Source organism: Blastomonas sp. RAC04 (genome assembly GCF_001713435.1).
GTDB lineage: Bacteria > Pseudomonadota > Alphaproteobacteria > Sphingomonadales > Sphingomonadaceae > Blastomonas > Blastomonas fulva.
In genome coordinates this window covers 77882-103701 of the sequence record NZ_CP016462.1, presented here as the reverse complement: position 1 = coordinate 103701, position 25820 = coordinate 77882, and the positions used below count along the sequence as shown (strand labels likewise).

At 61.6% G+C, this 25820-nt stretch carries 20 protein-coding genes and 2 pseudogenes; 13 read left to right on the top strand and 9 right to left on the bottom strand.

Translation table 11 applies throughout. The features are described from left to right. Nucleotides 1-24: 24 nt before the first annotated feature. Genes BSY18_RS20035 through BSY18_RS20010 form a run of 6 tightly spaced genes read right to left on the bottom strand, consistent with a single transcriptional unit; the run spans nucleotide 25 to nucleotide 5824 of the window. A complete protein-coding gene (locus BSY18_RS20035) occupies nucleotides 25-1116 on the bottom strand; it encodes an acyl-CoA dehydrogenase family protein (RefSeq protein WP_069052150.1) in 1092 nt (363 codons plus the stop codon). Then, the gene (locus tag BSY18_RS20030; RefSeq protein WP_069052149.1) at nucleotides 1116-2339 is read right to left on the bottom strand and encodes an acyl-CoA dehydrogenase family protein; all 1224 of its coding nucleotides are present in this window, start codon (nucleotides 2337-2339) and stop codon (nucleotides 1116-1118) included. The genes BSY18_RS20035 and BSY18_RS20030 overlap by 1 nt, the downstream gene beginning before the upstream one ends. Beyond that, nucleotides 2336-2812 carry a Zn-ribbon domain-containing OB-fold protein gene (locus BSY18_RS20025; RefSeq protein WP_069052148.1) on the bottom strand — a complete coding sequence of 159 codons (477 nt, stop codon included), beginning with the start codon at nucleotides 2810-2812 and terminating at the stop codon, nucleotides 2336-2338. The genes BSY18_RS20030 and BSY18_RS20025 overlap by 4 nt, the downstream gene beginning before the upstream one ends. Continuing rightward, complete coding sequence (locus BSY18_RS20020; RefSeq protein WP_069052147.1) at nucleotides 2809-3984, bottom strand: thiolase C-terminal domain-containing protein; 1176 nt, start codon at nucleotides 3982-3984, stop codon at nucleotides 2809-2811. The genes BSY18_RS20025 and BSY18_RS20020 overlap by 4 nt, the downstream gene beginning before the upstream one ends. Nucleotides 3985-4000: 16 nt before the next feature. After that, the gene (locus tag BSY18_RS20015) at nucleotides 4001-5026 is read right to left on the bottom strand and encodes an NAD(P)H-dependent flavin oxidoreductase (RefSeq protein ID WP_083231698.1); all 1026 of its coding nucleotides are present in this window, start codon (nucleotides 5024-5026) and stop codon (nucleotides 4001-4003) included. A 12-nt stretch (nucleotides 5027-5038) separates the two neighbouring features. After that, nucleotides 5039-5824 (bottom strand): FadR/GntR family transcriptional regulator, encoded by a 786-nt coding sequence (locus BSY18_RS20010; protein ID WP_069052146.1) that lies wholly within the window; start codon nucleotides 5822-5824, stop codon nucleotides 5039-5041. A 154-nt stretch (nucleotides 5825-5978) separates the two neighbouring features. Here BSY18_RS20010 and BSY18_RS20005 point away from each other — a divergent pair, with 154 nt between their 5' ends. The 4 genes from BSY18_RS20005 to BSY18_RS21515 all read left to right on the top strand — a co-directional run bounded on the left by BSY18_RS20005 (nucleotide 5979) and on the right by BSY18_RS21515 (nucleotide 9150). After that, complete coding sequence (locus BSY18_RS20005; protein ID WP_150126417.1) at nucleotides 5979-7256, top strand: cytochrome P450; 1278 nt, start codon at nucleotides 5979-5981, stop codon at nucleotides 7254-7256. A gap of 29 nt (nucleotides 7257-7285) precedes the next feature. Next, nucleotides 7286-7612 carry a 2Fe-2S iron-sulfur cluster-binding protein gene (locus BSY18_RS20000; protein ID WP_069052145.1) on the top strand — a complete coding sequence of 109 codons (327 nt, stop codon included), beginning with the start codon at nucleotides 7286-7288 and terminating at the stop codon, nucleotides 7610-7612. Nucleotides 7613-8324: 712 nt separating this feature from the next. Continuing rightward, nucleotides 8325-8684, top strand: coding sequence for a transposase (locus tag BSY18_RS21520; protein ID WP_150126416.1), 360 nt, complete (start codon nucleotides 8325-8327; stop codon nucleotides 8682-8684). Continuing rightward, complete coding sequence (locus BSY18_RS21515) at nucleotides 8659-9150, top strand: transposase (RefSeq protein WP_236823527.1); 492 nt, start codon at nucleotides 8659-8661, stop codon at nucleotides 9148-9150. The genes BSY18_RS21520 and BSY18_RS21515 overlap by 26 nt, the downstream gene beginning before the upstream one ends. 617 nt (nucleotides 9151-9767) lie before the next feature. Here BSY18_RS21515 and BSY18_RS19990 read toward each other — a convergent pair. Next, nucleotides 9768-9971 (bottom strand): hypothetical protein, encoded by a 204-nt coding sequence (locus BSY18_RS19990; RefSeq protein ID WP_069052144.1) that lies wholly within the window; start codon nucleotides 9969-9971, stop codon nucleotides 9768-9770. Between the two features lie 242 nt (nucleotides 9972-10213). On the opposite strand from BSY18_RS19990, the gene BSY18_RS19980 reads away from it, so the two are divergent. The 3 genes from BSY18_RS19980 to BSY18_RS19970 all read left to right on the top strand — a co-directional run bounded on the left by BSY18_RS19980 (nucleotide 10214) and on the right by BSY18_RS19970 (nucleotide 13636). Continuing rightward, on the top strand, nucleotides 10214-11194 hold the full coding sequence (locus BSY18_RS19980) for an MlaD family protein (RefSeq protein WP_069052142.1): 981 nt from the start codon (nucleotides 10214-10216) through the stop codon (nucleotides 11192-11194). Between the two features lie 163 nt (nucleotides 11195-11357). Then, entirely contained in the window at nucleotides 11358-12041 is a 684-nt protein-coding gene (locus BSY18_RS19975; protein ID WP_054135828.1) for a TetR/AcrR family transcriptional regulator, read from the top strand. Beyond that, the gene (locus BSY18_RS19970; protein ID WP_069052141.1) at nucleotides 12038-13636 is read left to right on the top strand and encodes an ABC1 kinase family protein; all 1599 of its coding nucleotides are present in this window, start codon (nucleotides 12038-12040) and stop codon (nucleotides 13634-13636) included. Before BSY18_RS19975 ends, BSY18_RS19970 begins: the two co-directional genes overlap by 4 nt. A 740-nt stretch (nucleotides 13637-14376) precedes the next feature. Here BSY18_RS19970 and BSY18_RS19965 read toward each other — a convergent pair. Both BSY18_RS19965 and BSY18_RS19960 read right to left on the bottom strand, forming a co-directional pair. Next, the gene (locus tag BSY18_RS19965; protein WP_150126415.1) at nucleotides 14377-14742 is read right to left on the bottom strand and encodes a transposase; all 366 of its coding nucleotides are present in this window, start codon (nucleotides 14740-14742) and stop codon (nucleotides 14377-14379) included. Between the two features lie 45 nt (nucleotides 14743-14787). Then, nucleotides 14788-15426: a TetR/AcrR family transcriptional regulator gene (locus BSY18_RS19960; RefSeq protein WP_069052139.1), complete on the bottom strand. Its 639-nt coding sequence runs from the start codon at nucleotides 15424-15426 to the stop codon at nucleotides 14788-14790. 190 nt (nucleotides 15427-15616) lie between these two features. Between BSY18_RS19960 and BSY18_RS19955 the strand changes: the two genes are divergently transcribed. The 6 genes and pseudogenes from BSY18_RS19955 (at nucleotide 15617) to BSY18_RS19930 (ending at nucleotide 25536) form a co-directional block, all read left to right on the top strand. Next, a complete protein-coding gene (locus tag BSY18_RS19955; RefSeq protein ID WP_069052138.1) occupies nucleotides 15617-16744 on the top strand; it encodes an efflux RND transporter periplasmic adaptor subunit in 1128 nt (375 codons plus the stop codon). Between the two features lie 13 nt (nucleotides 16745-16757). After that, nucleotides 16758-19982: an efflux RND transporter permease subunit gene (locus BSY18_RS19950; protein WP_069052137.1), complete on the top strand. Its 3225-nt coding sequence runs from the start codon at nucleotides 16758-16760 to the stop codon at nucleotides 19980-19982. Further along, nucleotides 19939-21414: an efflux transporter outer membrane subunit gene (locus BSY18_RS19945; protein ID WP_335617690.1), complete on the top strand. Its 1476-nt coding sequence runs from the start codon at nucleotides 19939-19941 to the stop codon at nucleotides 21412-21414. Before BSY18_RS19950 ends, BSY18_RS19945 begins: the two co-directional genes overlap by 44 nt. A gap of 431 nt (nucleotides 21415-21845) precedes the next feature. Continuing rightward, nucleotides 21846-22806, top strand: a protein-coding gene (locus BSY18_RS20810) for an IS630 family transposase (RefSeq protein WP_150126428.1) whose coding sequence is annotated in 2 segments (ribosomal slippage) — nucleotides 21846-22216 and nucleotides 22215-22806 — 963 coding nt in all. Because the reading frame shifts where the segments join, the coding sequence is not laid out codon by codon here. A gap of 59 nt (nucleotides 22807-22865) precedes the next feature. Next, nucleotides 22866-23648: pseudogene (locus tag BSY18_RS20805) on the top strand (IS110 family transposase). A 591-nt stretch (nucleotides 23649-24239) separates the two neighbouring features. Further along, nucleotides 24240-25536: pseudogene (locus BSY18_RS19930) on the top strand (IS701 family transposase). The last annotated feature ends 284 nt before the right edge of the window (nucleotides 25537-25820 follow it).

The window sequence follows — 25820 nt, the reverse complement described above, 5'->3', positions numbered from 1 at the left end:
CTTCTTCTCTCCCGACCCGTCGTACTATGTCGTTGCGGTCAATCCCTGAAGCTGCGCTGCTTCGAACCTGACTCGCTCCGGTCCGCCAAGCGCCTGGCGGTCGAAGCCAATCCGTTTGAACCAGAAGGGCAGGCCAAGCAGGTCGGTAAAGCCCATCCCGCCGTGCACCTCTGTCGCGGTTCGCGCCACGAAGCGGTGGACCTCACCAGTGAGCGATTTTGCGTGGCAGGCCACCAGCGCCGCCTCCTCGGGAACGGCGTCGAAGGCGTGCGCGGCATACCACACCAGAGCGCGGCAAGGTTCGTGCCGAGCGGCCATTTCTGCGCACATATGCTTGACCGCTTGGAAGCTGCCGATGACTCGCCCGAACTGCTCGCGCTCTCCGGCATAGGCGACCGACTTCTCGATCATCGCCTCGCCCGCCCCGAGACTGTCCGCCGCAAGCAAGACCCGCCCGGCGTCGCGCAGCCGCCGCGCTGCTAGGCCGCCATCGTCGGCAAGGGGTTGGGCCGGTGCGCCGGTCAGCCGCAACTCGCCGACGCTGCGGGTTGCGTCGATGGTCTGCAAGGCGATCCGTTCGACACCGGTCGCCGTTGCGGCAAGCAGATGAAGCCTCCCCGAATCATCGGCGACAATGAAATGGTCCGCCCCCGCAAGGTCGAGCGCGAACAGGGCGGTGCCGGTCAGCCAGCCGTCGCCGGCCTTGACCTTCGCGCCATCGCGCTCCTCGACCATGCCCCCGATCGCAACGCCGAAACGCACCTCGCCGGAAGCTATCCGGGGCAGCCATTCGTCCTGCTGCGCCTCTGAACCCGCCAGCATCAGCGCCAGCGGGGCGAGCACGCTGCGCGCCAGGAACGGCGCGGGAGCCACTGCCCGGCCAAGCTGCTCGGCCGCCACCGCCGCATCGAGCAGTGTCATCCCAAGCCCGCCATGCGCTTCGGGTACCATCAGGCCGGTCAGCCCGATATCATGGAGCGCAGCCGTGACCTGGTCGCTGACCGCACTGCCCGCATTCAAGCAGGAGCGCACGTGATCGAGCGGGCAGATTTCCGAGAGGCAGCGTCCGACCGTGTCCCGGAGCATTTCCTGTTCGGGTGAAAGACCGAAATCCATCAGGCGACTTCCTTCCGGCTCTGGGCGGCGTCGAGCGCAAGGCGCGGTTCGCGCGGCATGTTAAGGCCGCGCTCGGCGATGATGTTCTTCTGGATCTGCGCGGTGCCGCCGCCGATGATGAGACCGAGCTGGAACATGTAGTTCCATTGCCAGATCCCGCCTTCGCGTTCGCGCGGGCTGCCGCCATACAAGATGCCCATTTCACCCATGGCGTCGATCGCCAGGGCGGATATCTGGTGCGCCAGTTCGCAGCTCTGCAGCTTGACGATCAGTTTGGCCATGCCCCCCGGATCGCCCTTGAGCTGATTAGAAAGCACGCGTATCCCGTTGTATTTCATCGCCACGACTTCCGCCTGCAGGGCAACAAGACGGTCGCACAGCATGGGATTGTCAATAGCGCGAGCGCATCCGACCTGCTCCTCCTGCATCAGCCTGATCAGCGCCAGCAGGCGGCTTTCAAGCGCATCGGGATCGCCCAGCATCCCTCGCTCGTGGCCGAGCGTCGCATTGGCGACGAACCAGCCCTGGCCGCGCTGGCCGACGATCTGATCGACCGGCACCCGCACGTCGGTGAAGAACGTCTCGTTGAATTCAGCGTGCCCGGTCATCGTCTTGAGTGGGCGGACCTCGATCCCCGGCAGGTCCATCGAGAAGATCAGATAGGAAATGCCCGCGTGCTTGGGTGCATCGGTCTCGGTCCGCACCAGGCAGAAGATCATGTCGGCCTGCCGCGCAGTGCTGGTCCAGATCTTCTGTCCGTTGATCACGAAGTGGCCGTTTTCCTCGCGGGCGCTGGTGCGCAGACTGGCCAGATCGGAGCCCGCGCCGGGTTCCGAATAGCCCTGACACCAGACGATCTCGCCGCGCAGGGTGGGTTCGATCCAGCGGCGCTTCTGCTCCTCGGTGCCGAGTTCGAGCAGGGTCGGAACCAACATCGAGATGCCCTGGTTAGACAGCCCGCTTGGCACGGAGGCACTGACGAACTCCTCGGCGATGATCCGCACTTCCAGGATGTTGGGCGCGGCGCCGTATCCGCCATATTCGCGCGGAATGGTCCGCGCGGTGTAGCCATGTTCCAGCAGCAGATTCTGCCAGGCGACCGCTTCGGCCGTCGGGCGCGCTCCACGCTGGGCCGATTCCGGGGCGCGGTGGCCATTGCGGGTCAGAAAATCGCGCACTTCGGCGCGGAAGCGCTCGTATTCAGGGCCATATTCGAGGTTCATGGCGCGTGTTCTCCACTCGCAGCCGGCCGGAACACCGGCAGCCGAAAATCGTCCCCCAGCGGCTCGAAGGTCAGTTCGACCGGCATGTCGAGTTCGATCCGGTCCACAGTGCATTCGATCAGCCGGGTCGCCATGCGCACCCCTTCCTCCAGCTCGACCACGGCCGCAATGAAAGGGATTTCGTGGGCAAATGCCGGGTGCAGGGCCTGGTGCGTGACGGTCCACGAGAACAAGGTGCCCCTACCGGTGCTGGGCTGCCAGGCGAACTCGGGAGAACCGCAGCGGGCGCACATGTAGCGCGGCAGATGGCGCCATGTGCCGCAGGAAGAGCAGCGCTGGAAATGCAGCTCGCCATCCTGGCACAGCCGCCAGAATTCCTGCTCTACGGGGTCCTGCGGACGCGGCCGCGGCTTGGCTGGCCGGGTCTGCGCATCAGGCCGCTGCTTGGGAGGAAGTTCTGCATCTTGGCTCATGTGAACCTCCGCAAGATGGCGATGCTGCCGTCGCCCAGATCGCCCCAGCCGGTGACCAGGCCGGTCTGGGCGTTTTCGACCTGCCGATCGCCGCAGTCGTGACGCAGCTGGCGGACCGCCTCGACCACATGGTTGAGGCCCCAGACATGCGCTTCGCTGAGCAACCCGCCGTGGGTGTTGAGCGGATAGCGCCCGCCAAGTTCGATCTGTCCGTCCCTTACGAAATCGAGCTGGCCGCCCGGCTCGCAGTAACCCAGCGCTTCTAGCTGCAGCAGTACCACGTAGGTGAAACAGTCGTAGATCTGCAGGAAGTCCATGTTCTCACGGGCCACTCCCGCCATCGCGAAAGCTTTCGGAGCGGCGTAGGAAAGCCCTATCTTGAACGGATCGGGACGCGAGGGGATGTCGTCGGCCGGATATGGGTGCCCTTCCGCCGCCCCGGCAATCGTCACCGGCACGTGGGGCATGTCGCGCGCCTTGTCGATCCGCGAGACCACCACAGCGCAGGCTCCGTCGGTTTCAAGACAACAGTCGTAAAGCCGGAAGGGCTCGGAAATCCAGCGTGATGTGGCGTAGGTATCCCAGTCAAGCGGGCGACCGTAGGTGCAGGCCTTGGGATTTAGTTGAGCGTGCTTGCGACAGGCCAGCGCCACCGCACCCATTGCCTCCGGTCCAACCCCGTAAAGCTGGGAGTGGCGGGTCGCCAGCCAAGCATACATCTGCACCGGAAGAAAAACGCCATAGGGAATGTAATAACCCTGGATCGTGTTGGTCAGCGTGGTCATGTTCATCGACCGGGTCGGCGGTGCGCCGGGCTTGGGGCGTAGCGCCGAAAACCCGTTCCAACCAAGGGTGACAAGAACATGGTCGCACAGGCCCGCAGCGATCGCCATGGCTGCGTTTTGCAACGCAGTCGTAGGACTGGCACCGCCCATGTGGACCGTCGCGGCATAACGCAACACATCGATTCCCAGGTTGGCGGCCAACTCCTCGGACGTAGTATAAATCGGCGGCGGGATCATGCCGTCGATGTCGCCCGGTTTCAGTCCCGCGTCGGTGATCGCGCGGCGCGAGGCCTCTAGCATCATGTCGACCGCGCTGCGTTCGGTGCCCTTGACGAAATCGGTTTCGCCAATTCCGGTAATTGCGGCTTTGTCGGAAAATCCGGTCATGCGCCTCGCCCCCGCATCAGCGGAAACGGCTAGCAAGCGCGAGCGCGCGTTCGGCTTCAGAAACCAGGCCGGAGATCATCGATTGATAAGGCATCGGCAGCGGTTCCTTGCCGGCCGCAACCCAAGCGTCAGCCCATTTGTTGCGGATCATCCGCGCCGGTTTGCCGGTGATCGACCGACTGACCACGGTATCGGCATCTCCTCCATCGACGATCGCCTCCTTCTGGAAGTCCTCGATCCCCGCCTCCTCAGTGGCAAGAAACGCGTTGCCGACCCAGGCGCCTTCCGCGGCCAGCATAAAGGCAGCGGCCACCCCGCGTCCGTCGGAAATGCCGCCAGCGCCCAGCACCGGCACCCTGTCGCCCACCGCATCGACCACCTGCGGGATAAGCGAGATTGTCCCAATCGGTGAATTGTGTCCGCCCCCGTCGTGGCCTTGGGCGACGATCACGTCGACACCGCTTTCGACCACCTGCTGCGCGTGCTTGACCTTGCCGATCACCGCCATGACGACCGTCCCGTTGGCATGGAGCCGGTCCATCCACGGGCCAGGATTGCCAAGGCCAGCCGCATAGACCGCCACCTTCTCCTCGATCACCACTTCCATCTGAGCTTCGAAGAACTCTTTTGAGAACAACGGCGGGCCGCCCTCGTCATCGCGTCCGCCAATCGCGCGCCTTTCCGCATCGCCATCTGCCCTAGCCAATCCTTCGCGGGCCATGAAATCCTCGGCGAACTCGCGGTATTCGGCCGCCAGCGCCATCGGATCGGCGCGCGCGGCGCCGATTTGCAGGGGCTTGCCCAGGCGCACCGAAGCCGGCAGCAGGGTATCGACCCCAAACGGCTTGTCGGTCAGTGCGCGGGTTTGGGCAATCCATTCCCGCAGTCGCCCGGGCGCGCAGGCTGCGGCGCCCAGGACGCCAAGCCCGCCGGCATTGGAAACCGCCGCCGCTAGCGCCGGAACGCTTGCCCCACCCATGCCGGCGAGGACGATCGGGTATTCAGTCTTCAGCAAGTCGCAAATGCGGCTGTTCAAAGCCATCGTCTCTCTCCTTCAGATTTCCCGGCTTGCGTCCCCCCAGCGGACCTTTTGCGCGAGTAGATCGGGACTGCGCTCTGCCAGATATTGGGTCGATCCATCGATGAGCCGTTCCATCTGGCGCCGGGCAGACACAGCGTCGCGCATCCGCACGGCGTGAAGCACCCGGCCGAGGCACCTCAACTGGGCGTCACGCTCCTGCACCGAATAGCCCAGACCTACTGACATGCTGCGGGTCAACAGGTGCAGAGCGGAGACCAGCAGACCGAAGGTCGGGTTTCCGCTTGCCCAGCCCAGCAGATCGTGAAACCGCCGATTGGTTTCCTCGAATTCCGGTCCGTCGCGCTCACGCTCGAGCTGTGCCAGGCTATCCTCGAGCGCAGCAAGATCGGCAACGGTAGCCATCTCCGCAGCCCGCGCCGCAACCATCGGGGCAACCGCCTCGCGCAGTTCGAGCAGCGCCCGAAGGTCGGTATCCATGAATTGCAAAACCAGCGCCATCGAGCTGGCGAAATCTGCGGTCTGCGGACGGGTGATAACCGGTCCGCCGCCCCGACCCGGGGCGAGATGGATCACACCCTGCAACTCGAGAAAACGTAGTGCCTCGCGCAGCGTGGCGCGCGCCACATCGTAGCGTGCCAGCATGGCATGCTCGTGGGGAAGCCGGTCACCCGGCCCCTGCGCGTTACTCTCGATGTCTTCGACAATCTCGCGGGCAAGCAACAGGGCGCGCTTGGTCTTGATCTGAACAATGCTTGCGGCGGGTGCCGCCGGGCGGACAGGGGCGTGACTGGATTTCATGATATTCTGATAAGAATTAATCCAAATGCTGTCAATGTGCTCATATGGAGCCTGGTATATGAGGTATTTTTGGACAAACCATTATACTATTTATTGACTCATTGGCGATCTGCCTTTAGCCATCCCAAAGTAAACTGTGCTGAGGGAGGTGACCATGGCTGCGCAGGCAATTCCAACCGATCTGGACGAGGCCGATCTTGCCCGGGCCATTGCCGCCATCCCTCTTGCGGAAATCGACGTTGCTCGCCCAAGCCTGTTCCAGAGCGACAAGATTGGGGCCTTCTTCGAGCGGCTGCGGCGTGAGGACCCGGTTCATTATTGCGCCGAAAGCGCCTACGGACCCTACTGGTCTATCACTCGATACAACGACATCATGGCGGTCGACACCAACCACAAGGCGTTTTCATCCGAAGCCAAGCTGGGCGGGATTGCGATCCAGGATATGCACAGCGACCAGAGCAATCTCGAGCTCGAGATGTTCATCGCGATGGATCAACCCAAGCACGACGACCAGCGCAAGGCGGTCACTCCGGCAGTGGCGCCGTCAAACCTGCTGCTGCTCGAACCCGTGATCCGCGAACGTGCCGGTGCTATTCTTGATTCGCTGCCAGTCGGTGAGGAGATCGACTGGGTCCAGAGCGTTTCGGTCGAATTGACCACCATGACGCTGGCAACCCTGTTCGACTTTCCCTGGGATGAGCGGGCACGCCTGACCCGTTGGTCCGATGTCACGACCGCGATACCAGGGGCAGGAATAGTCGGTTCCTTCGAACAGCGCCGCAAAGAGCTTATCGAGTGTGCGATGTATTTCAAAGGGCTCTGGGACCAGCGGATCGACCAGCCGGGGGGTAACGACTTGATCTCAATAATGGCGAATTCGCCTGCCACGCGCGAAATGCCGTTCCTCGAATTCCTGGGCAACCTGCTGCTGCTGATCGTGGGCGGAAACGACACTACCCGCAATTCGATCAGCGGCGGGGTCCTGGCGCTGAACCGGCATCCCCAACAGTATGATAAATTGCGGCGCGACCCCGGCTTGATCGGCAGCATGGTTCCTGAAATCATCCGCTGGCAGACTCCGCTCACCCACATGCGCAGAACTGCGCTCGAAGACAGCGAGATCGGCGGAAAGCGCATCTCCAAGGGTGACAAGGTCGTCATGTGGTATCTTTCGGGCAACCGCGACGAAACGGTGATCGACCGGCCCGAGGAGTTTATCATTGACCGGAAGAACCCGCGCCAGCATCTTTCGTTCGGCTACGGCATCCATCGCTGCATGGGCAATCGACTGGCCGAATTGCAATTGCGGATCACCTGGGAAGAGATCCAGAAGCGCTTCCACTTCGTCGAGGTCGTTGGCGAGCCCGAGCGACTGCTGTCAAACCTTGTTCGCGGCATCACCCGCTTGCCGGTCAAACTTCACGCGCACTAAATCCCGCGCAAAAGGAAAGTTGCAGTTCGATGGTCAAGGTCACCTTTGTTGCCCACGACGGTCGCCGGTTTCCCGTTGAAATCGGATCCGGAATGACGGCCCGCGAAGCGGCACTGTTCAACGATGTCCCGGGAATCGACGGCGATTGTGGTGGCCAATGCGCTTGTGCCACATGTCACGTCCATGTCGATCCCAGATGGATCGGCCGGGTCGGATGCCTTGTCGATGGCAGTATGGAGGCCGATTTGCTTCAATTTGTCGAGGGCAGAACCGAAGAAAGCCGCCTAGCCTGCCAGATTAAGCTTGATGAACGGCTTGACGGACTTGTCCTCTATGTCCCGGAGCAGCAGTACTGAACCAAGGTCTACTTTCGCACTTGGCCCGCGGTTAAAAGGCGCGGCACGTCGTCCGATGCCATGAGATACGACGTGCTCATGAGCAAGCTGTCGCTGCTTTGGACGCCACCGGCCAATCCGATGACCGGAAGCTAGCTAAGGATGTTTGCACGTTCCTCAAAAAGCATCAGGGTTATGAATGCCACACCCGAGGTTTTTGCTGCGCACCATACCTAATGGCTTGGATACGAACCCAGCAACCCCGTAAGGCAAGCCCGCGACCCTCCATAGCGTGGTGAATCAAGCCAGTGAGGCCGAGCTAGCTTTGCTGTCTATGTCGAAGCAAGCATGAGCAGGGTCAATGCCCTATCGAGACGCCGCCGCTTCGCTTTGGACGCGGAGCCAGCCAAATCAGGGCCGCCGCAACGAGCAAAATCGCGGAAAACGTCCAGAATATATGAATTATGGCCAATGTTGTGGCCTCTGCCTCGACCATGTTGCTGAGCATTTGAAGCAGGGCTTCGGGCGAGAATCCAAGTCCGGAAATTGAGCCAACCGCCACGCCGGGGTCCAGAGCGGCGACGATATCGTTGCGTGCAGCGCGTTGCGTGTCGCCCCAGTAATGAGACCTGTGCGCGGGTGGGCAGCTATGGCGCAGCGTTCGATAGGCTAGGAGCAGTTTGGTTTTGCCGGGCGACCCCGGCCGTCATCAGCGTTCGACGAACTTGCCAAGATGATCGACTGGAACTCAGTGGCAGCTCTTCTTGACCCGCTCTACCCGGTCAGCAAAGGGGAACCCGCCTGGCCGCCAGTCGCGATGTTCAGGGCGCTGCTTCTTTCGATCTGGTACGATCTGTCCGACGTGAAGCTGGCCGAGGCGCTCGACGATCGTTCCTCCTTTCGCCGCTTCTGCGGATTTTCGGCAAGTGAAGCGACGCCGGAGCGCACCGCCTTCGTCAGATTTCGCAGGCTGATGGTTGCGTACAACCTGGACCGGTCACTGTTTGAAGCCGTGACCCTGCAGCTCAAATCCAAGGCGGAGATGGTCAAGACCGGGACATTGGTCGATGCCCAACATTGCCTCTGCCAGTGAGGATGACGACGACGCGCGCTGGGTTAAGCACGAGGGGAAGCGGGCGGTTCATGGCTTCAAAGCCCACGTTGGTGCCGACGCCGATACAGCGTTGGTCGAGGCAGTCTCGGTCACATCGGCCAATATCAATGATGGCAATGCAGGCCTTGAAGCGTTGCCCAACAATCCCGGTGAGGTTTATGCCGACAGCGCCTATCGCGGCAATCACTTTCTCGGTGCGGTGCGGGCGAAGGGCGGTGTTCCCCGCATTGTCGCAACCGGCATGTGGGGCCGCAATGAAACCGAAACGCTGCGCAAGCGCCACCAATGGAACCAACCCATCCATCGCGTCCGAGGGCGGATCGAGAAGATTTTCGGCACATGGAAGCGCAGCTATGGCTTGCGCCGAATGCGATGGCGAGGTCTCGCCAAAGCCGTAGTCCAAGTCCACCTCACCCCATCGCCTACAACCTCAAGCGCACCCTGAATATTCTCGCATCCCTAACCTGAAGTTTGCCGCACTCCGATCAGACCTTTCATGGCGCGGGACATTCTGCCGGCATGGGCTAGGAAACCAGTGCAATCTCCACAATCTTCCCACACGCGCGCACATGCCTCATTAAACCCTGCAAAATGTAAACTGTATCGTATCATAGAATGCCTTATCGAAGTTCCAAAGCGGGTTTCCGTCTTCAATCAAACGGCTTCCGAACGACGACTTTGAGGAATGACAAGCCTGCCAGATGGTTGCGGTTTAGCGGCGTTGCGCTGATGGCGGCCGGTGCCATCACGACCTAGAGCGCCCACGCGCAGCACGTCGACGGCTCCGAGGCCGACCGTTCGCCCGTGACCATCGGGGCCGACGTCTGACGCCAGAGCAATCTGCCTCAGGCGGAGCGAGTTTGCTCTGCGATGCAGAAGAACTCTAACTGCGCCGCGCATCCGGGCATGCTGGGATTATCCTGCCACGCTTGGATGTGGACGACGGCCACCCGTCGGCAAATCCGTCGGACATCGGGTCGCGTCATCACGTCCCGCCGGCGCATCAAGGCCAGGAACTGCACGTTCAAGCTGATGAGCCAAGGGAGCGATGACTGTTCGAGCCTACGCGCGCCGACGACGCTTGCACGCAAGTTCGAGGAACGCTGTCACAGCACCGCCATGAAGCGCGGGACGAAGGGGATTGCGGATCGATTCGGGCCGAGGTAACAGGGTGCAGAGCGCGCGGCCCTCCGACACGTCGATCATGTCGCCGAGCTTGGCACCGAAGCCTGACGAAGCGACAATGGCCGAAACGCGATTATCCATGCTCATTCCGCGATCGGCCGATTGATCGAGAAGACGCCCTGCGCCGCCGCCACGATGTCCGAAGCATCGCGATCCCACACCTCCGCACAAACGAATGCCCTACCCTCCGCGAGGCTATACCAATGCGCCCACACCGTAATCTGGCATCCTGTCTCAGACCGCCGGACGTCAACCTTGTAAAAACAGAAATGTGCCATTCGGTTTACATAATTGCTGATGACTGCTACCGACCTATGTAGGTTATGGAAACGCATTCGAATCGCCTGCTCGTCTTCGCCTTTGTCGGCACCCTGCTTGCAACGATGCTGGTGTTCGCGGTCTGGCTCTTCTTGGGCAGCAATCCCTACGGGCGCGAATACCTCATACGGTTCGACGACAGCGTTACCGGCGTCAGCAAGGGCTCGCCTGTGACCTTTTCGGGCGTGCCGGCCGGCTCCGTGACCGAGGTGCGCTTCGCCGAGAATGATCCCTCTACTGTGCTGGTGACAGTGCGGCTCGATCCCGATATTCCGATTGCACGCGGGGTGGAAGCTACGGTCTCGCGATCCTTCATCCGCGGCGATTCCACCGTAAATCTTGATGGCGCGCGCAAAGGAGCGCCGCCGATTGTACCGATAGCCGGGGAGCGACTGCCGGTGATCCCCGCCAAAAAGGGCGGCCTTCTGGGTCCGGGTGGAGATCCGAAGGCCCTGATCGAGAAGATCAGCAGCTCTGTGGACAAGGTCTCGAGCAACCTGGATGCCAAAGGTCAGGAGCGCGTGCGCGCGCGTCTCGCACTGCTCGCCGAGAGATCGGAGGGCTGGTCGGGCAGGGCGTCGCACATTTCCGACGGACTGACGGGCGCCGGGGGAAAAGTGCAGCGGGTCGGCGAGTCAATCGCCCGCGCCGGCGACTATGCCGAGCGCCTGGATGCGAGGATCGAGGCGCAGCGGGGATCCGGCCCTGGCTCGCTCAGGGAAAAGCTGCGCAGAGCCCAGAGTGCCGCCGAGGAGTTTGGGTCCAAAGTGGAGGCGGCGCGCCCTGCAATCGAGAGAATCGACTCACAGCAGCAGAAGATATCCGCCGAGGCGCAGTCCGTCCGTTCGACGACGCAGCGGGTCGCGGAGCAGGCTCAGCGGATCGATCGCGAGGGTCTGCAACTCTTCGGCGCGCCGAAGTTGCCTGATTACAGACCTGGGAACGGGGCCGCTACACCGGCCGGCGTCCCACCGCCGCGCCGATAAAGACGCCACCGATGATACCTGTCGACAGGCTGAGGGTATAGTCGCACCTCCATCCATGCTGTCTGCATCAACGCAGCATCATCGCAAGGGCGTGGCCTTGTCTAGTGCTCTCGTCTAGTGTCAGGAGAACCTCGCGTTCCCAGTGCGAGAAACGGAGGTCAAGTTGACCAAATTGGATCAGGAGAAACCGAAGCGCGGAAGGAAGATCGGGCGCCCGACCGCCGCAGATGCGATCCGATTGACCGGCCACATCCTGAAAAGCGCGCGCGAGGTCTTTTTCGAGCACGGGTTCGATGGAGCAAGTGCCGACATGATTGCCGAGCGCGCTAGGATTTCGAAGCGCACACTCTACGCCAGGTTCGGCAGCAAGGCTCGCGTGTTCGAGGCCGTGATTCTCGATGAAATCGGCACCCAACTGCGGGCGCTCGAACCGACCGTAGATGACAAGCTCGACATCGCAGCAAGACTTCAGGAGATCGCCGACGTCCTGCTGGAATGGCTGCTGACCACGCGTGTCGCGTCTATGGAGCGCGTCGTCATCGCACAGGCCGTGCGCTTCCCCGCGCTCGCGGCGAACATCCACGAATTCGGCTTCCAGCGCGCCGCGAAATGGGTCGCGAGCATCCTCGCGCACGCCAACGCCAAGGGCGAACTCACGCTGTCGGACCCGGTGTTCGCCGCCGAGCAGTTCGTCACCCTCGTGGTCGTGGCTCCGATGCGTCGCTCCGCGCTCGGGCTCGCCCCCGCCGCCTACGACGCGGCCGCACGGGAGCGCGTCCGGCGCAGCATCGAGTTGTTCATCGCTGGCTGCCGGGCTCAAGCCTCAGGCAATGGACGATCGTCTTGAGCGAAGCCGAGGAGGATGTATCGCTCGGCGAGCGTGCGCGGTTTGCCGAGCTGGCAAGGATCTTCGCACGTCATGGCCTGAGCGATCTCGCTTCCCGCATAGGCCTGATACCAGGCCGCTCCGCGCTACCCGTCGAAGCGGATGCCCCAGAACGCGTGGTCGCGATGCTGCGCGATCTCGGACCGGTAGCCGTCAAGCTCGGTCAGGTTCTGGCCACCCGCGAAGACCTCCTCGGGCCAGAATGGGTGGCAGCGCTTTCGACGCTTCAGGACCAGGTGCTGCCGCTGCCCTTCGAGCAGATCGAAGACGATCTTGTGGCGGCGCTTGGCGCACCACTTGAGGAGGTGTTTGCCCGGTTCGACCGTGATCCCATCGCCGCGGCCTCGATTGCTCAGGTCCATGCCGCCGCGCTCCACGACGGGACGGAGGTCGTGGTCAAGGTGCGGCGCCCCGGCATCGCCGCCCGGGTGGATGCCGACCTTCGGCTACTGCGAAGGGTTGCGCGGTTGGGGGAGCGACGCTCGCCCGAGCTGAGGCGGCTCAAACTCGACGAGTTGCTGCGCTCTTTCGCCGAAGGCTTGTCGCAGGAGATGGACCTGAGCGCCGAAGCAGCGGCCTGCGAGAGCATAGGCGCGTACCTCGTAACCTTGGGCGTCCGGACGCCCAGGTTTTTCTGGGACCATATCGGACGGCGCGCGAACGTGCAGGAGCGGCTTGTCGGCGTGTCTGTCCGTGGCACCACTGCGTCAGGTGTGGATCTTCCGACCGCGAAGGCAATCGCCGGAACATATGCCGACGCCGTTCTTCGCATGATCATCTTCAACGGCCGCTTCCATGCCGATCCACATCCCGGCAATGTGTTCGTCCTGACCGATGGCGCGATTGCGTTCATCGATTTTGGTGCGGTCGGAATCCTGACCCCAGCGCGCCGATCGGAACTGGTGACACTCGTACTGGCGATCGCGGGCGACGATCCCCACGCCGTTGCCGACGTGCTGATGCGCTGGTCGGGGGACTATTCGGTGGACGCGCAAGCCCTGCAGCGAGACCTGGAATCGCTGATCGGCGAGTTTCGCGGCGCCGTCCTTCAGCAGATCGAGTTGTCGGTGATCTTCTCCCGCGTCTTCTCGCTTCTGCGCGAATACCGGCTCACGCTGCCGTCGGATCTCGCTCTCCTGCTACGAACGCTCCTTACCGCCGAGGGCTTCGTGCGCAGCCTCGACCCGGAATTTAACATAGCAGCCAGGACCATGCCGATTGCCCGGGAGTTGATGCGCGAACGACTGAGCCCCGCTGACCTCAAAAAACGCGGGCGACGTTTCGTGGCCAGCCTTGGACGGCTCGCGACCGCGTCTCCTGAGCTAATCACCCTGGCAGAGAATATCGCGCGGTCAGGCGCTGTGCCAATACAGATCCAAACTTCCCCGTCATCTTCGCGGATAAAGAGGAATTCGACGGCTGATCCGCACGTTCTTACCGCCGGTTCATTGATCGCGGGCGCTATCCTCGTGGAGGATCATGCGGTCGCAGGGGTCATCCTGTTTTTTGTAGCGATTGCCAATTTTCTTTGGGCTGGTCTCTCGAAGCGCACGTGAAGTTTTAGCTGGATACCGTAATGCGCCAGCGTTTCAAGAGTATCTAATTCGGGTGGCTGTCCCTCAGAATGATGGCGCTGGAAACGGGGCTCAAGTGATCGGCCCCAAAAATCATGAGAGGAACAGCCACCGAGTATCTTGCCGGAATCGATGTCTCTCTGCAAGAGAGCAGCGTGTGCATCGTGGAGCCGGCTCGGCGTTCGCCGACAAGATTAAGGTCTTCACAACTGAGGGTGAAGTGAGGGGCGATCACTTGTTCGTCGGTCGGGGGGGGCGTAATGCGAGACGAACGCCTCGCGTGTCAGCAAACGCCGCTGGATGCGAGCGCCTCCTCAACCGCGACGTCCCTGCGACCGACAGCATAGGGACCATCCCCGCAAAATTACCGAACGCGACATACGAATTGAGGTCAAGCACTGAGAGCATTCGGACTGCCGGACGACGCGACTTTGAGGACCTGCTTTGCATGATCGCGCAACTGGCCGTTCGGTCCGACGTAGCGATAGAGCGTCGCGCGGCTAGAGCGTTTTGCACAGCGCGTGAATCGCGAGGGATTCCATCGGCGGGGAAATTCTGATTCATCGTGCGTGCTGGGCAGGAGGCCAGCAAAGATCGCCAGAGCACTATCGCAGGATTTACGGAAACGGTTTGTTGCGGCGACGGAAGCCGGGATGAGTTGCCGAGCCGCGGCCGCTCGTTTTGGGGTTGGGGTCGCCACAGCGGTCCGTTGGCGGCAGATGTCACGCGAACATGGCCGCGCCATTGCTGGCAAGCCCGTTGGCGATCAGCGTTCCTCGAAGACCGGCACCCATGCCGATCTGATCATTGCGATGCTCGATGAGGATCGTTATATCACGCTTGCCGAGATCCAATCGGGTCTTGCGGGGCAAGGCGTGCATGTCGGGATCGGCACCGTAGCCGATCCCCGGCGAGCGCATCGCCATCGGCTGCACGCTCTTGCGGTCTCCGGGGCCAATCAGCCCTTCAAAATATGTAGGGCACATCTGCGCCCGCCGCCGATCGCCCAGCATTGCCACAAACGGCCGAAGCCACTGCGCCAGATCATCCCGCCAAACATCAAAGCTAACGGTGCGGGAGCCGTCCACGCCAGGTTCTACGCAAAGAACGACTCGGCATGGTTCTGCAACCACTCACGGGCGGACGGCGCGAAGGAAGAAATTCCATCGCTCCTGAAAAAACACTTCCGGGTCGATTTCGGCTGGGTTCACAGTTCCCTGCCGCAGCGATTTGGGCAGGCCATCCATCAGATCGCACAGCATGTCGCACAGCAATCGAGGGTCGGCATCGATGATCCGACCGCTTTCCTGTGCCACAACAATCTGGTCACACACAGGTGCCCGGGCTAAGTGCTGCCACTCGTTAAAGCGCGCGCGCAGACTTTCATTGTGCGCAGATTCGCACAGAAGCAGAGTGCTGAAGCGAACCAGATCAGGTGTTATTGAGCCATCGAACAGTGTCTTGATGGTGTGGCGCAACGCATCGATGGAACATTCAAAGCCAGATGCGCTGGCATCGATTTCGCTGACCATTCTGGCGATGCGGTAGTTGACCACCGCAACCAGCAATGCCTCCTTGCTGGGGAAGCGGCGGTAGATCGTAAGCTTCGAAACTCCGACGTGCGCGGCGATCTCGTCCATTCCGGCGGCGCCATAGCCTTGCGCGACAAACACCTCATAAGCACCGGCCAGCACCGCATCAGCGATCGCGGCTGCCTGCTCACGGGTGGGGCGGCCTGGGCGCCGGTCGTCGTCGGTTCGCGTTTTCTGCATCTCTCCGCAGGCTGTTTAGCACGCGCGACAAAAAAATAAACCCGCCAGTTGCGTTTTGAAATCGAGTCTGTAAAGGAACTCTCCAGTATCGATAATCGCGCCAGTGGAGGCTCGCTCCTTGTTCCAGTTTTTCCGCACTCACCCCCTTGGCGCGCGTTGTGCACCTTCTGCCGCACTCGCCGCTGCGCTCATGGTGACAGCCGCGTGCAGTACAGAGCAGCAGACGCCGCCTGCGCCCCCACCCGTCGCGGTCACTGCGATCACACTAGCCGCCGAGCCGGTGCCCAACATCATCGAGCTGCCAGGCCGTATCGAAGCCGTGCGCAGGGCCGAAGTCCGGGCGCGCACCAACGGCATCATAGAGCGGCGGCTCTACACCGAAGGGACCGACGTGCGCGAAGGCGCACCCTTGTTCCGAATTGATCCACGCGATCTTGAAGCGCAGGTGCAGCAGGGCCGCGCCGCACTGCAACGCGCGTTGGCAGCGAGGCGCAATGCCGCCCAGATCGTCGAGCGCTACCAGCCACTCGTTTCCGAACGTGCCGTCAGCGCGCAGGAGTACGATCAGGCCCAGTCAGACCTCGCACAGGCTGAAGCGTCGGTTGCCGATGCCCGCGCAACGCTGTCGCGTTCGCAGCTGGAACTGAGTTACACGACCGTGCGCGCGCCGATTGCCGGGCGCATCGGCCGGGCGCAGGTGACAGAGGGCGCGCTCGTCAGTGCGACCGAAGCCACGCTTCTGACCACGGTCGAGCAACTGAACCCGGTCTATGCGGTATTCACCCAATCCAGCGCCCGCGTTCAGGATATCGCCCAGCGTGCGCGCAGCGGGGAGATCGTGCTACCCGATCTGTCGCGTGTCGAAGTTCGGCTGATCCTTGAAAACGGCGCAGAATATGGTCCGGTGGGGCACCTGAACTTTGCCGACCTCACGGTTGATCCGTCGACGGGCAGCCAGGTGCTGCGCGCAGATTTTCCCAATATCGAACGGATCCTGCTGCCCGGCACCTTTGTGCGCGGCCGCATTTTTGCTGGCACGACCACTGACGGCATTGCCGTCCCCCAAGCGGCTGTTCAAATCGCCAGTGAGGAAGCATCCGTAACCATCATCGCCAGCGATGGCACCGCCCGGCGGCGGCCCGTGGTGCTGGGCGGACTGGTCGATGGCAAATGGGTTATTCGCTCTGGCCTGAAACCTGGCGAGCGTGTCATCGTGACGGGCTGGCAAAAGGCCCAGCCCGGCCAAAAGGTCCGCGTTCGGCCCGCCAGGAACGGCCGCGCGGCCGCTGCGCCTGCGCAGTCTGCCCCAAAGCGTTGAGGGGGCAGGCAGCATGAACCGCTTTTTTGTCTACCACCCCGTCTTTGCATGGGTCATCGCTGCGTTCGTTGCGCTGGCCGGCATCATCGGCCTGACGAACCTGCCGATCGAACAGTATCCGGCGGTAGCTCCGCCGGCATTGTCGCTGAATGTCAGCTATCCGGGAGCCGACGCTGAAACGATGGATCGCACGGTTACCGCGGTCATCGAAAAGGAAATGAACGGCGTCGACAACTTCCTTTATATGTCCTCGACCAGCCGTTCGAGCGGCACAGCTGCGATCACGGTAACGTTTGAGAGCGGCACCGATATGGACGTTGCCCGCACCCAGGTGCAGGATCGCCTCAGCCGGGTCGAACCGCGCCTGCCCGAAGAAGTGCGGCGCCAGGGTGTACAGATCCAGGAAGGATCCGCCGGTTTTCTGATGCTGGTGGCGCTAACGTCCAAATCCGGTGAAACCACGCCGCTGGAACTTGGCGATTATGCTTCCAACAACATCGTCGAGGAGCTGCGGCGGATCGAGGGCGTTGGAGATGTGCAGCTGTTCGGCTCGCAATATGCGATGCGCATCTGGCTCGATCCTGCCAAGCTGGCGGGCTACAGCCTGTCTTCCAGCGAGGCTTTGGCCGCAGTGCAGGAGCAGAACAGCCAGACGGCAGGCGGTTCGCTTGGCGATCAGCCGCTGGCGGCAGGTGCTGCATTCAGCGCCAAGATCGTGACGCAGAACCGGTTTTCCAGCGCAGAGCAGTTTCGCGAGATCATCCTGCGATCCAATCCCGACGGATCGACAGTGCGGCTGGGCGATGTTGCGCGCGTGGAACTGGGCGCGGACAGTTACCAGTTCAATGCCACGCTGAACGGCAAACAGATTGCCGGCATGGCGATACAGCTGGGCAACGGTGCAAATGCGGTCGCGACTGCTGAGGCTGTGCGCGAAAGGCTCGGCGATCTGGAGCGATCGTTCCCGCCCGACATCGTCTGGCAGGTTCCCTTCGATACGACCCCGTTCATCAACGCTTCAATCGAGAGTGTGATCATGACCCTCATCGAGGCGATGGTGCTGGTGTTTCTGGTGATGTTCCTTTTCCTGCAGAACTGGCGTGCCACGCTCATCCCGGCCCTGGTCGTGCCGATCGCGCTGTTGGGTGCGTGTCTGGGGCTGTGGCTGTTCGGTTTTTCGATCAACACCCTGTCGTTGTTCGGGATGGTGGTGGCGATCGGCATTCTCGTCGATGACGCGATTGTCGTGGTGGAAAATGTCGAGCGCATCATGGCAGAAGAAGGGCTCAACCCGCGCCGTGCCACGGTCAAGGCGATGGGCCAGATCACCGGCGCGATTATCGGCATCACGCTGGTGCTGGTCGCAGTGTTCGTGCCGATGGCGTTCTTCCCGGGATCGACCGGCGGTATCTATCGCCAGTTTTCGGTTACGCTGGCGGTTTCGATCTTCTTTTCGGCCGTGCTGGCCCTGACGCTGACCCCGGCGCTGTGCGCCACCTTGCTCAAGCCTCACGATCCGAACACGGCAGGTCACGCGCCGGAACCGCAACCGGGCGTTCGCGGATATCCGCAGCGGTTCTTCAACTGGTTCAACGACCGGTTCAGCCGCACGACGCAAAGCTATGCCGGTGGTGTCAGCAAAATGGTGGGCCGCCCGTTACGCTGGCTGGCGGTGTTTGCGGTTGTCTGCGTGGTCACCGCATTGCTGTTTACACGATTGCCCGGCGGATTTCTGCCGTCTGAAGACCAAGGTTATGTGTTCGTGAACTATGACGCCGCCCCCGGCAGTACGCTGCAGACGACGGGCGCTGCGATCGACAAGACAGAGACGTTTCTGCGCCAGCAACCACAGGTCAAGGACGTCGTGTCGATCCGTGGCTTCAACTTCTTCGGTCAGGGCCAGACTGCGGGCCTTTCCTTCGTCAACCTGACGCCGTGGGAAGACCGCGCCGGTGCCGAAAACAGCTCTGAAACCCTGGTCAACAAGATCAGCGGATTTGCCCAGGACATTCCCGAAGCAACCATTTTCGCGCTCAACCCGCCGCCGATCCAGTCTCTGGGCAACGCCAGCGGTTTTTCGATGAAGCTGGAGCACCGTTCAGGTGACAGGGCGGCCCTGATTGCAGCGCGCGACGAAATTCTGGCGCGGGCAGCAAAAAGCTCGTTGCTCATGGGCGTCCGGCCTGAAGGACAAGGCGATGGCCCGCAACTGTATGTCGACATCGACCGCATTCAGGCGCGCGCACTTGGTCTTTCGATTGCTGACGTCAACGCAACGCTCTCGATCAGCTTCGGCTCGGCCTATGCCAACGACTTCGTCCGCGATGGCAATGTACTGCGCGTCTATCTGCAATCCGATGCCGCAAACCGGATGACGGATGAGGATGTCGGCAATCTGCGGGTGCGCAATGCGGACGGCGAGATGGTTCCCTTCTCTGCCTTCACGACAACACGGTGGACAGCCGGCCCGCAGGCGCTTGAGCGGTATAACGGCTATGCCGCCCTGACAATTTCCGGGCAAGCTGCGCCCGGCGAATCCAGCGGCGCAGCACTGGTCGAGATGGAGCGCATCGCCGATGAGGTTCTGACCGGCAACATGGCCCATGAATGGACGGGCATCGCCTTTGAAGAAAGGCAGGCAGGCGGCCAGATCGGCCTGCTGCTCGGCCTGTCGATGGTTGTCGTGTTCCTGCTGCTCGCGGCGCTGTATGAAAGCTGGCCGATCCCGCTGGCGGTGCTGCTGGTGGTGCCATTCGGCGTTCTGGGCGCGGTGCTGTTTACGGCGTTGCGGGGTTTTTCCGCAGACGTTTATTTCAATGTCGGCCTCATAACCATCATCGGTCTGGCGGCAAAGAACGCTATCTTGATCGTCGAGTTCGCAATTGCCGATGAACGCGGCGACAAGAGCTTTGTCGAGGCCACGATAGAGGCCGCCCGCCAACGTCTGCGCCCCATCCTGATGACAAGCCTGGCGTTCATTCTGGGCATGGTGCCACTGGTCATCGCCAGCGGCGCAGGCGCGGCCAGTCGCAACGCTGTGGGAACCGGTGTGATGGGCGGCATGATCGTGGCGACGGTGTTGGGCATATTTTTCACGCCCGTTTTTTATGTGGCAGCGCGCAAGTGGCTTAGCCGCAAGCACGACCATATGGCAGAGGACATGGCTGAGGACCGGGCAGCGGACACCGCCGACCGTGGTTCGCAAGGTCCCGGCACAGGGGAGACGGCGCATGCGTAAACTCATCGTTTTCCTCGGCGCTACCATGCTCGCTTCCTGCAATCTCGCACCGGAATTTCGCCAGCCGGCAGCGCCGATATCGCCCACTTACGCGCAACCATCAGAAGGCAGCCGCCTGGCCAGCGATATCGGCTGGCGGGAATTTTTCGGAGATACCCGGCTGCAAGCCTATATCCAAGCCGCACTGGCCAACAACCAGGACCTTGCCCAGTCGGTCGCGCGCATTGAACAGGCACGGGCGCAATACCGGATTACCGAAGCCGATCGTCTGCCGCAGGTCGATCTGTCAGGGTCGGGAACGCGCACCCGCTCACCCATCAATGCTCTGGGCTTCGGCAATACGCTGCCCGGCGGCGGAGGCGGTGAACAGCCGACCTCGATCGACATCACCCAATACAATGTCGGCGTTGCAGTCTCTTCATTCGAGATCGATTTCTGGGGGCGGGTGCGCAACCTGCAGGATGCAGCCCGCGCGAGGTTTCTGGCGACCATAGAGGCAGAGCGGGCATTCCGCCTGTCGCTGATCAGTCAGGTCGCGGCCACCTATCTGGCGATCCGGTCCGGCGAAGAACGTATCGCACTGGCAGAGCAAACCCTGACTGCCCGGACGGAGGGCCTGCGGATCGCAACGCTGCGCGCCGATGCAGGGGTAACCTCGGTCGTCGATCTCGATCAGGCCACGGTGCTGTTGACTCAGGCAGAAACGGAGCTTGCGGACCTGCAGCGGACGACGGATCAGTCGCGCAATCTGCTTGACGTGCTGGTCGGCGGGCCGATCGCTGGCTCGTTGCCGGAAGGGCAGCCGCTTTCCGATCCGCGCCAGTTTCGTGGTCTGGATGCGGGCCTGCCATCGCAATTGCTCGCCAACCGGCCTGATGTCCTTGGGGCTGAACTGCAACTGAGGGCAGCAAATGCTGACATCGGCGCAGCGCGCGCAGCCTTCTTCCCAAGCATTTCCCTGACCGGCAGTCTTGGCTTTGCATCGCCTGCCTTGGGTAGCCTGATCAACACTGATGCGCAGAACTGGTCGTTCGGTGGCGCGCTCGGCCTTCCGATTTTCGACTGGGGCCGCCGGGAAGCACAACTCAAGATCAGCCGCGCAACCGCTGATGAACTCACTGCAGCCTATCGGCGAACCGTGCAGGAAGCGTTTCGCGAAGTGTCTGATGCCTTGGTCGGCAGGCAGCGCTACGCACAGCAGATCGCGGCACAGGAGCGCGCCGTTACCGCGCAACAGCGCCTCGCCCGTGTGGCGCGTCTGCGCTATCAGAACGGCATATCGATCTATCTGGAGGTGCTCGACGCGGAGCGCAACCTGTTCGCCGCGCAGCAGCAATTGCTCGCCCTGCGATCGGCAGAGCTGCAGAATGGCGTCTCGCTCTATGTCGCGCTCGGCGGAGGCCTCGCTGAGCCGCCTGTCAGTGGGGACTGAAAACTCCCGTTCAGCAGTAGGCCTAGTCAGGCTGGCATAGAATCGTGCTCTCAGACCGCTGAATGCAGGCACGATTTCGAAGCAATTGGATGACAAGGTAGGGACTGACCGGTTAATCCGTTTCTGGAGCGTGATGTCATTTGACTGATTAAAAAGGGGATCCCTCTGGGCCGGTTTTGACTCTAACGTGATGGCGTAGCCGGCCCTTTGAACTGATGGGGTCGTCTAATCGCGTGCCGTTTGGCAAGCAGTTTCTTAGCTGACCGTATGCCGGGTTCAGGGTCGTCTTCGCGGTCGGCATGCGCCGCCGCACGGTGGGTCTTCGCAGGACGGAGCCTTCCTAGAGCACTTTCATGATGAGCGGAATCGGCGGGGGATTCCCTTTTTGGTGATTGTGTGATTCATGGGGAGCCGTCTTGCAGGTGGCGGAGATGGGTTGGCGATCAGGGCAGAGTTACTCGCAGGATTTGCGGGATCGGGTGATAGGCGCGGTTGATGGCGGCATGGCCGTTCGGGAGGCTGCTGCGGTTTTCAAGGTAAGCATTGCCTATATCTACAAGGCGTTGATCCGTCGGCGTCTGACCGGCGACACACGGGCCAATCCCGTCCGAGGTCGGCCACCGCGCAAACTGTCGCCCGAGCAAGAACAGGCGCTTGGGGCGCACATCCGGTCACGCCCCGGCATTACATTGGCTCAGGCGCAGAGCTGGTTGCAGTCGGAGCACGGCGTCACGCTCAGCATCGGTGCCATGTGGAATACCGCCCGCCGTCTCGGCTTGTCTTTCAAAAAAAGCCCTGCGCGCCAGCGAACAGGATCGCCCGGACGTCGCAGCAAGGCGCAAGATGTGGAGGGCAGCGCAGCCGTTCATCGATCCTGAGAGCCTGGTTTTTCTGGATGAGACGGGCGTCAACACGAAGATGGCTCGGCTCTATGGCTGGGCCCCGGTGGGCGAACGTTGCCACGACAGCGCCCCGTTCGGCCAGTGGAAGACGATGACGTTCATCGCGGGGCTGCGGCTGACCGGCATGACGGCACCCTGGGTGCTCGATGGCCCGATGGATGGAACCGCCTTTTGTGCCTATGTCCGCCATATCCTTGCGCCCACCCTGAAACGCGGCGATGTCGTCGTGCTCGACAATCTCCCCGCCCACAAGGTTGCAGGGGTTCGCGAGGCCATCGCAGAGAAGCGGGCGCAAATCTTCTATCTGCCGCCCTACAGCCCCGATCTGAACCCCATCGAAATGGCCTTCTCAAAGCTCAAGGCATTGATCCGGCATGACCCGCCACGCAGTATCGACAGCCTCGTCGAGCGCATCGGTCTGCTCCTCGATCGCTTCGTTCCGACTGAATGCGCCAACTTCTTCCAGGCCGCTGGATATCAACGGTCATGATGAAAATGCTCTAGGTAGACGGCGCACTCGGCAGAAGTCCGGAGGTTGTTAGCGTCGGATTGGATCTGGCGAAGAACTTTTTAAAAGTTCACGTGATCGCGAGTGACGGCATCGTTCTGATCCGCCGCAACCTTCGGCGCGCGGAGGTAGTCGGCCTCTTCCGATCTTCCGGCCTCATTGGCATGGAGGCATGCGCATCGGCGCATCACTGGGCTCGGGAACCGGTCGCATTGGGCCACGAGGTTCGGCTGATCCCGCCCACTTATGTAAAACCCCATCTAAAGCGTGGAAAGAACGTTGCAACAGATTCCGAGGCGATCTATAGGGCCGTGCCACGTCCTACGATGCTAAAGGCACTGCATGAGCGAAAAATAAGCTGCCTATTTAGTGCACGGTCAGCGTTGCACAGGCTTGCCGCTCAACTGAGGGCGCTCAAGAGCGAGATCGATGGTCTAGAGGCCCGGAAGATCGCATGGCATCGCTCAGGCGAGACGAGCCGACGGCTCGCTATGATATAGGGTATTGGTCCGATAACGGCGTCCGCTATAGCTGCGTCGATGCTCTACGCATCCCTGTTCCGATCCGGGCGCCAGTTCGCAACTTGGCTGGGTCTTACGCCTCGAGCAAACAGCTCCGGCGGCAAGAAAAGGCTTGGCGGGATCTCCAAACAGGTTGTTGGCTACCTGAGAAGATTGCTGGTGGTTCGGACGACCGCAGTGATGCGGATGTCGCGCAAATGTCCCGCCCGGCGACCTTGGATGGCGCAGCTTTTGGAGCGGAAACCTGTCAAGATCGCGATAGTCGCGCTCGCCAACATAACAGCGCGGATCGCTTGGCGGTGATGTCGAGCAAAGAAGTCGACGCGGCCGCGTCTGCGTGAACGTCGCCCCACGCTGCCTTCGTAGCACGGTAGCAGGATGGCGTAGGAGTAGCTGAGTAATGATGAGAAACCGGTCAGAGCGGCGGGCGTCTACACATGGACCAACAACGGCCGCAGTATGACACTGCTGCGCCGGTGCAGGTGCCATCCACGCTATCACGTCACGTCACAAGCATATGGAATCATACCACTTAGATTTGAATCAGACCCTGAGGCATGTTAAAAAAAGGGCGGCCTTGCGGCCGCCCCAAAGGCTTGTGGAAAGAGTATGGGAACAACAACGGGTGTTCCCATGCCCTCTCCGGATCATATTAGATTTTACAGCGATAGTAAAGTCCTTTACAGATTGTTTCCATTGGATTGACCATGTGCCGAAGGCGGCGATAACGGTGGTCACCATCAAGGCCATGATGTTATCGCGCACTAGGCTGGCGATGCGGTCCCGGTGAGCTGCGTGGCATTCTAGCGCTACTTTGGCAGAAGTGCATTTTCTGGATTCCCATGAGTCGTTTTTGGTGGGTCATAGGGCGTCAGCTTGTAGAGGCTAGCGACGGTGAATGTTTGGCGGGATGATCTGGCGCAGTGGCTTCGGCCGTTTGTGTCAATACTTGCCAATTGGCGGCGGGGCGAATGTGTCCTGCATATGTTGAAGGGCTGATTGGCCCCGGAGACCGCAAGAGCGTGCAGCCGATGGCGATGCGCTCGCCGGGGATCGGCTATGACCAGTTGCATCATTTTATTGGTGGTGCCCTTTGGGATAGCGCGCCTCTGAAGGAGGAGCTTGCCAGAAAGGCTGATGCTCTGGTTGGTGGCAGCGATGCATGGCTGATCATTGATGATACGGCTTTGCCGAAGAAGCGGCGGCCTCTGTCGGGGTTGCGCCCCAGTATGCGTCAGCATTGGGCAAGAACGCCAACTGCCAGACCCTTGTGTCGGTGACGCTGGCATCGAGCGGAGTACCCGTCATGATCGGGTTGCGCCTGTTCTTGCCCGAGAGCTGGACAAGCGATGCCGCACGGATGGATCGCGCCAAGGTGCCTGGAGAGTATCGCACCTACCGCTCCAAGCCCGAGATCGCCTTGGCCGAGATCGACCGCGTATGTAAGGCTGGTGTACGCTTCGGCGGGATACTGGCCGACGCCGGATATGGCTTGTCTGGTCCGTTCCGACAGGCACTCACGGAGCGCGGCCTGGTCTGGGCGGTAGGCATCCCATACAAGCAGAAGGTGTATCCGGCCGATGTTGCCATGGTCTTCCCGGTTGCTGGACGTGGGCGACCACGCAAGAACCATGTTCCCGACGTCCCTTCGCGCCCCGCCCAGGAGATGCTCGAGAGCGCAAAGTGGCAGACCGTGAGCTGGCAGCGTGGCACAAAGGGCAAGCTCACGGCGCGGTTTGCTGCCATGCGCGTGCGGGTCGCTGACGGGCCGCCGCAGCGTATCGGTCACCTTGGCCAACAGCATCTTCCCGGCGAAGAGGTCTGGCTGGTCGGCGAGCATCGCTCCACCGGCGAGCGTAAATACTATCTCAGCAATCTGCCCAGCGACACGCCTCTCAAAAAGCTGGCCGGTGCCATCAAAGCCCGGTGGGTATGCGAGCAGGCCCACCAGCAACTCAAGGAAGAGCTCGGCCTCGATCACTTCGACAGACGATCATGAAATCGCCTGCACCGACATGCCCTCATGAGCATGATCGCGTTCGCCTTCCTGCAAGCCCGCCGCCTATAGGCAGCGCGTCGGAAAAAAAAGGAGCCCGAGCCCACCGCCGCGGCCGACCCTGCCAGCCATAAGGCAAGCAATCATAACTCAGCTGGGCCAGCCTCCACCGCCAACATGTCCCCACTGTCGTAGAAGATGGCGAAAAATGATCCGCAGGAATCTGCCAAAGTAGTGCTCATGCCATAGTTCCGACCCAGCCCCGTAATGGTCTCGATCAACGATTCACGCTGCGGCTCTCGATAACGACCTGCCTAATCCGACGTGGCGCATAGGCCTTCTCCGAGTTGGGGCTATGCCTGCCGGCGGCGACGGCGTTCCATCACTCCAGGGGTTACACGGCCCTGCCATAAATCGGCATGAGCCGGCAACCTTCCAACGAGTGCAACCCCGCCGATATCGCAGGTCTGTTCGGCGGA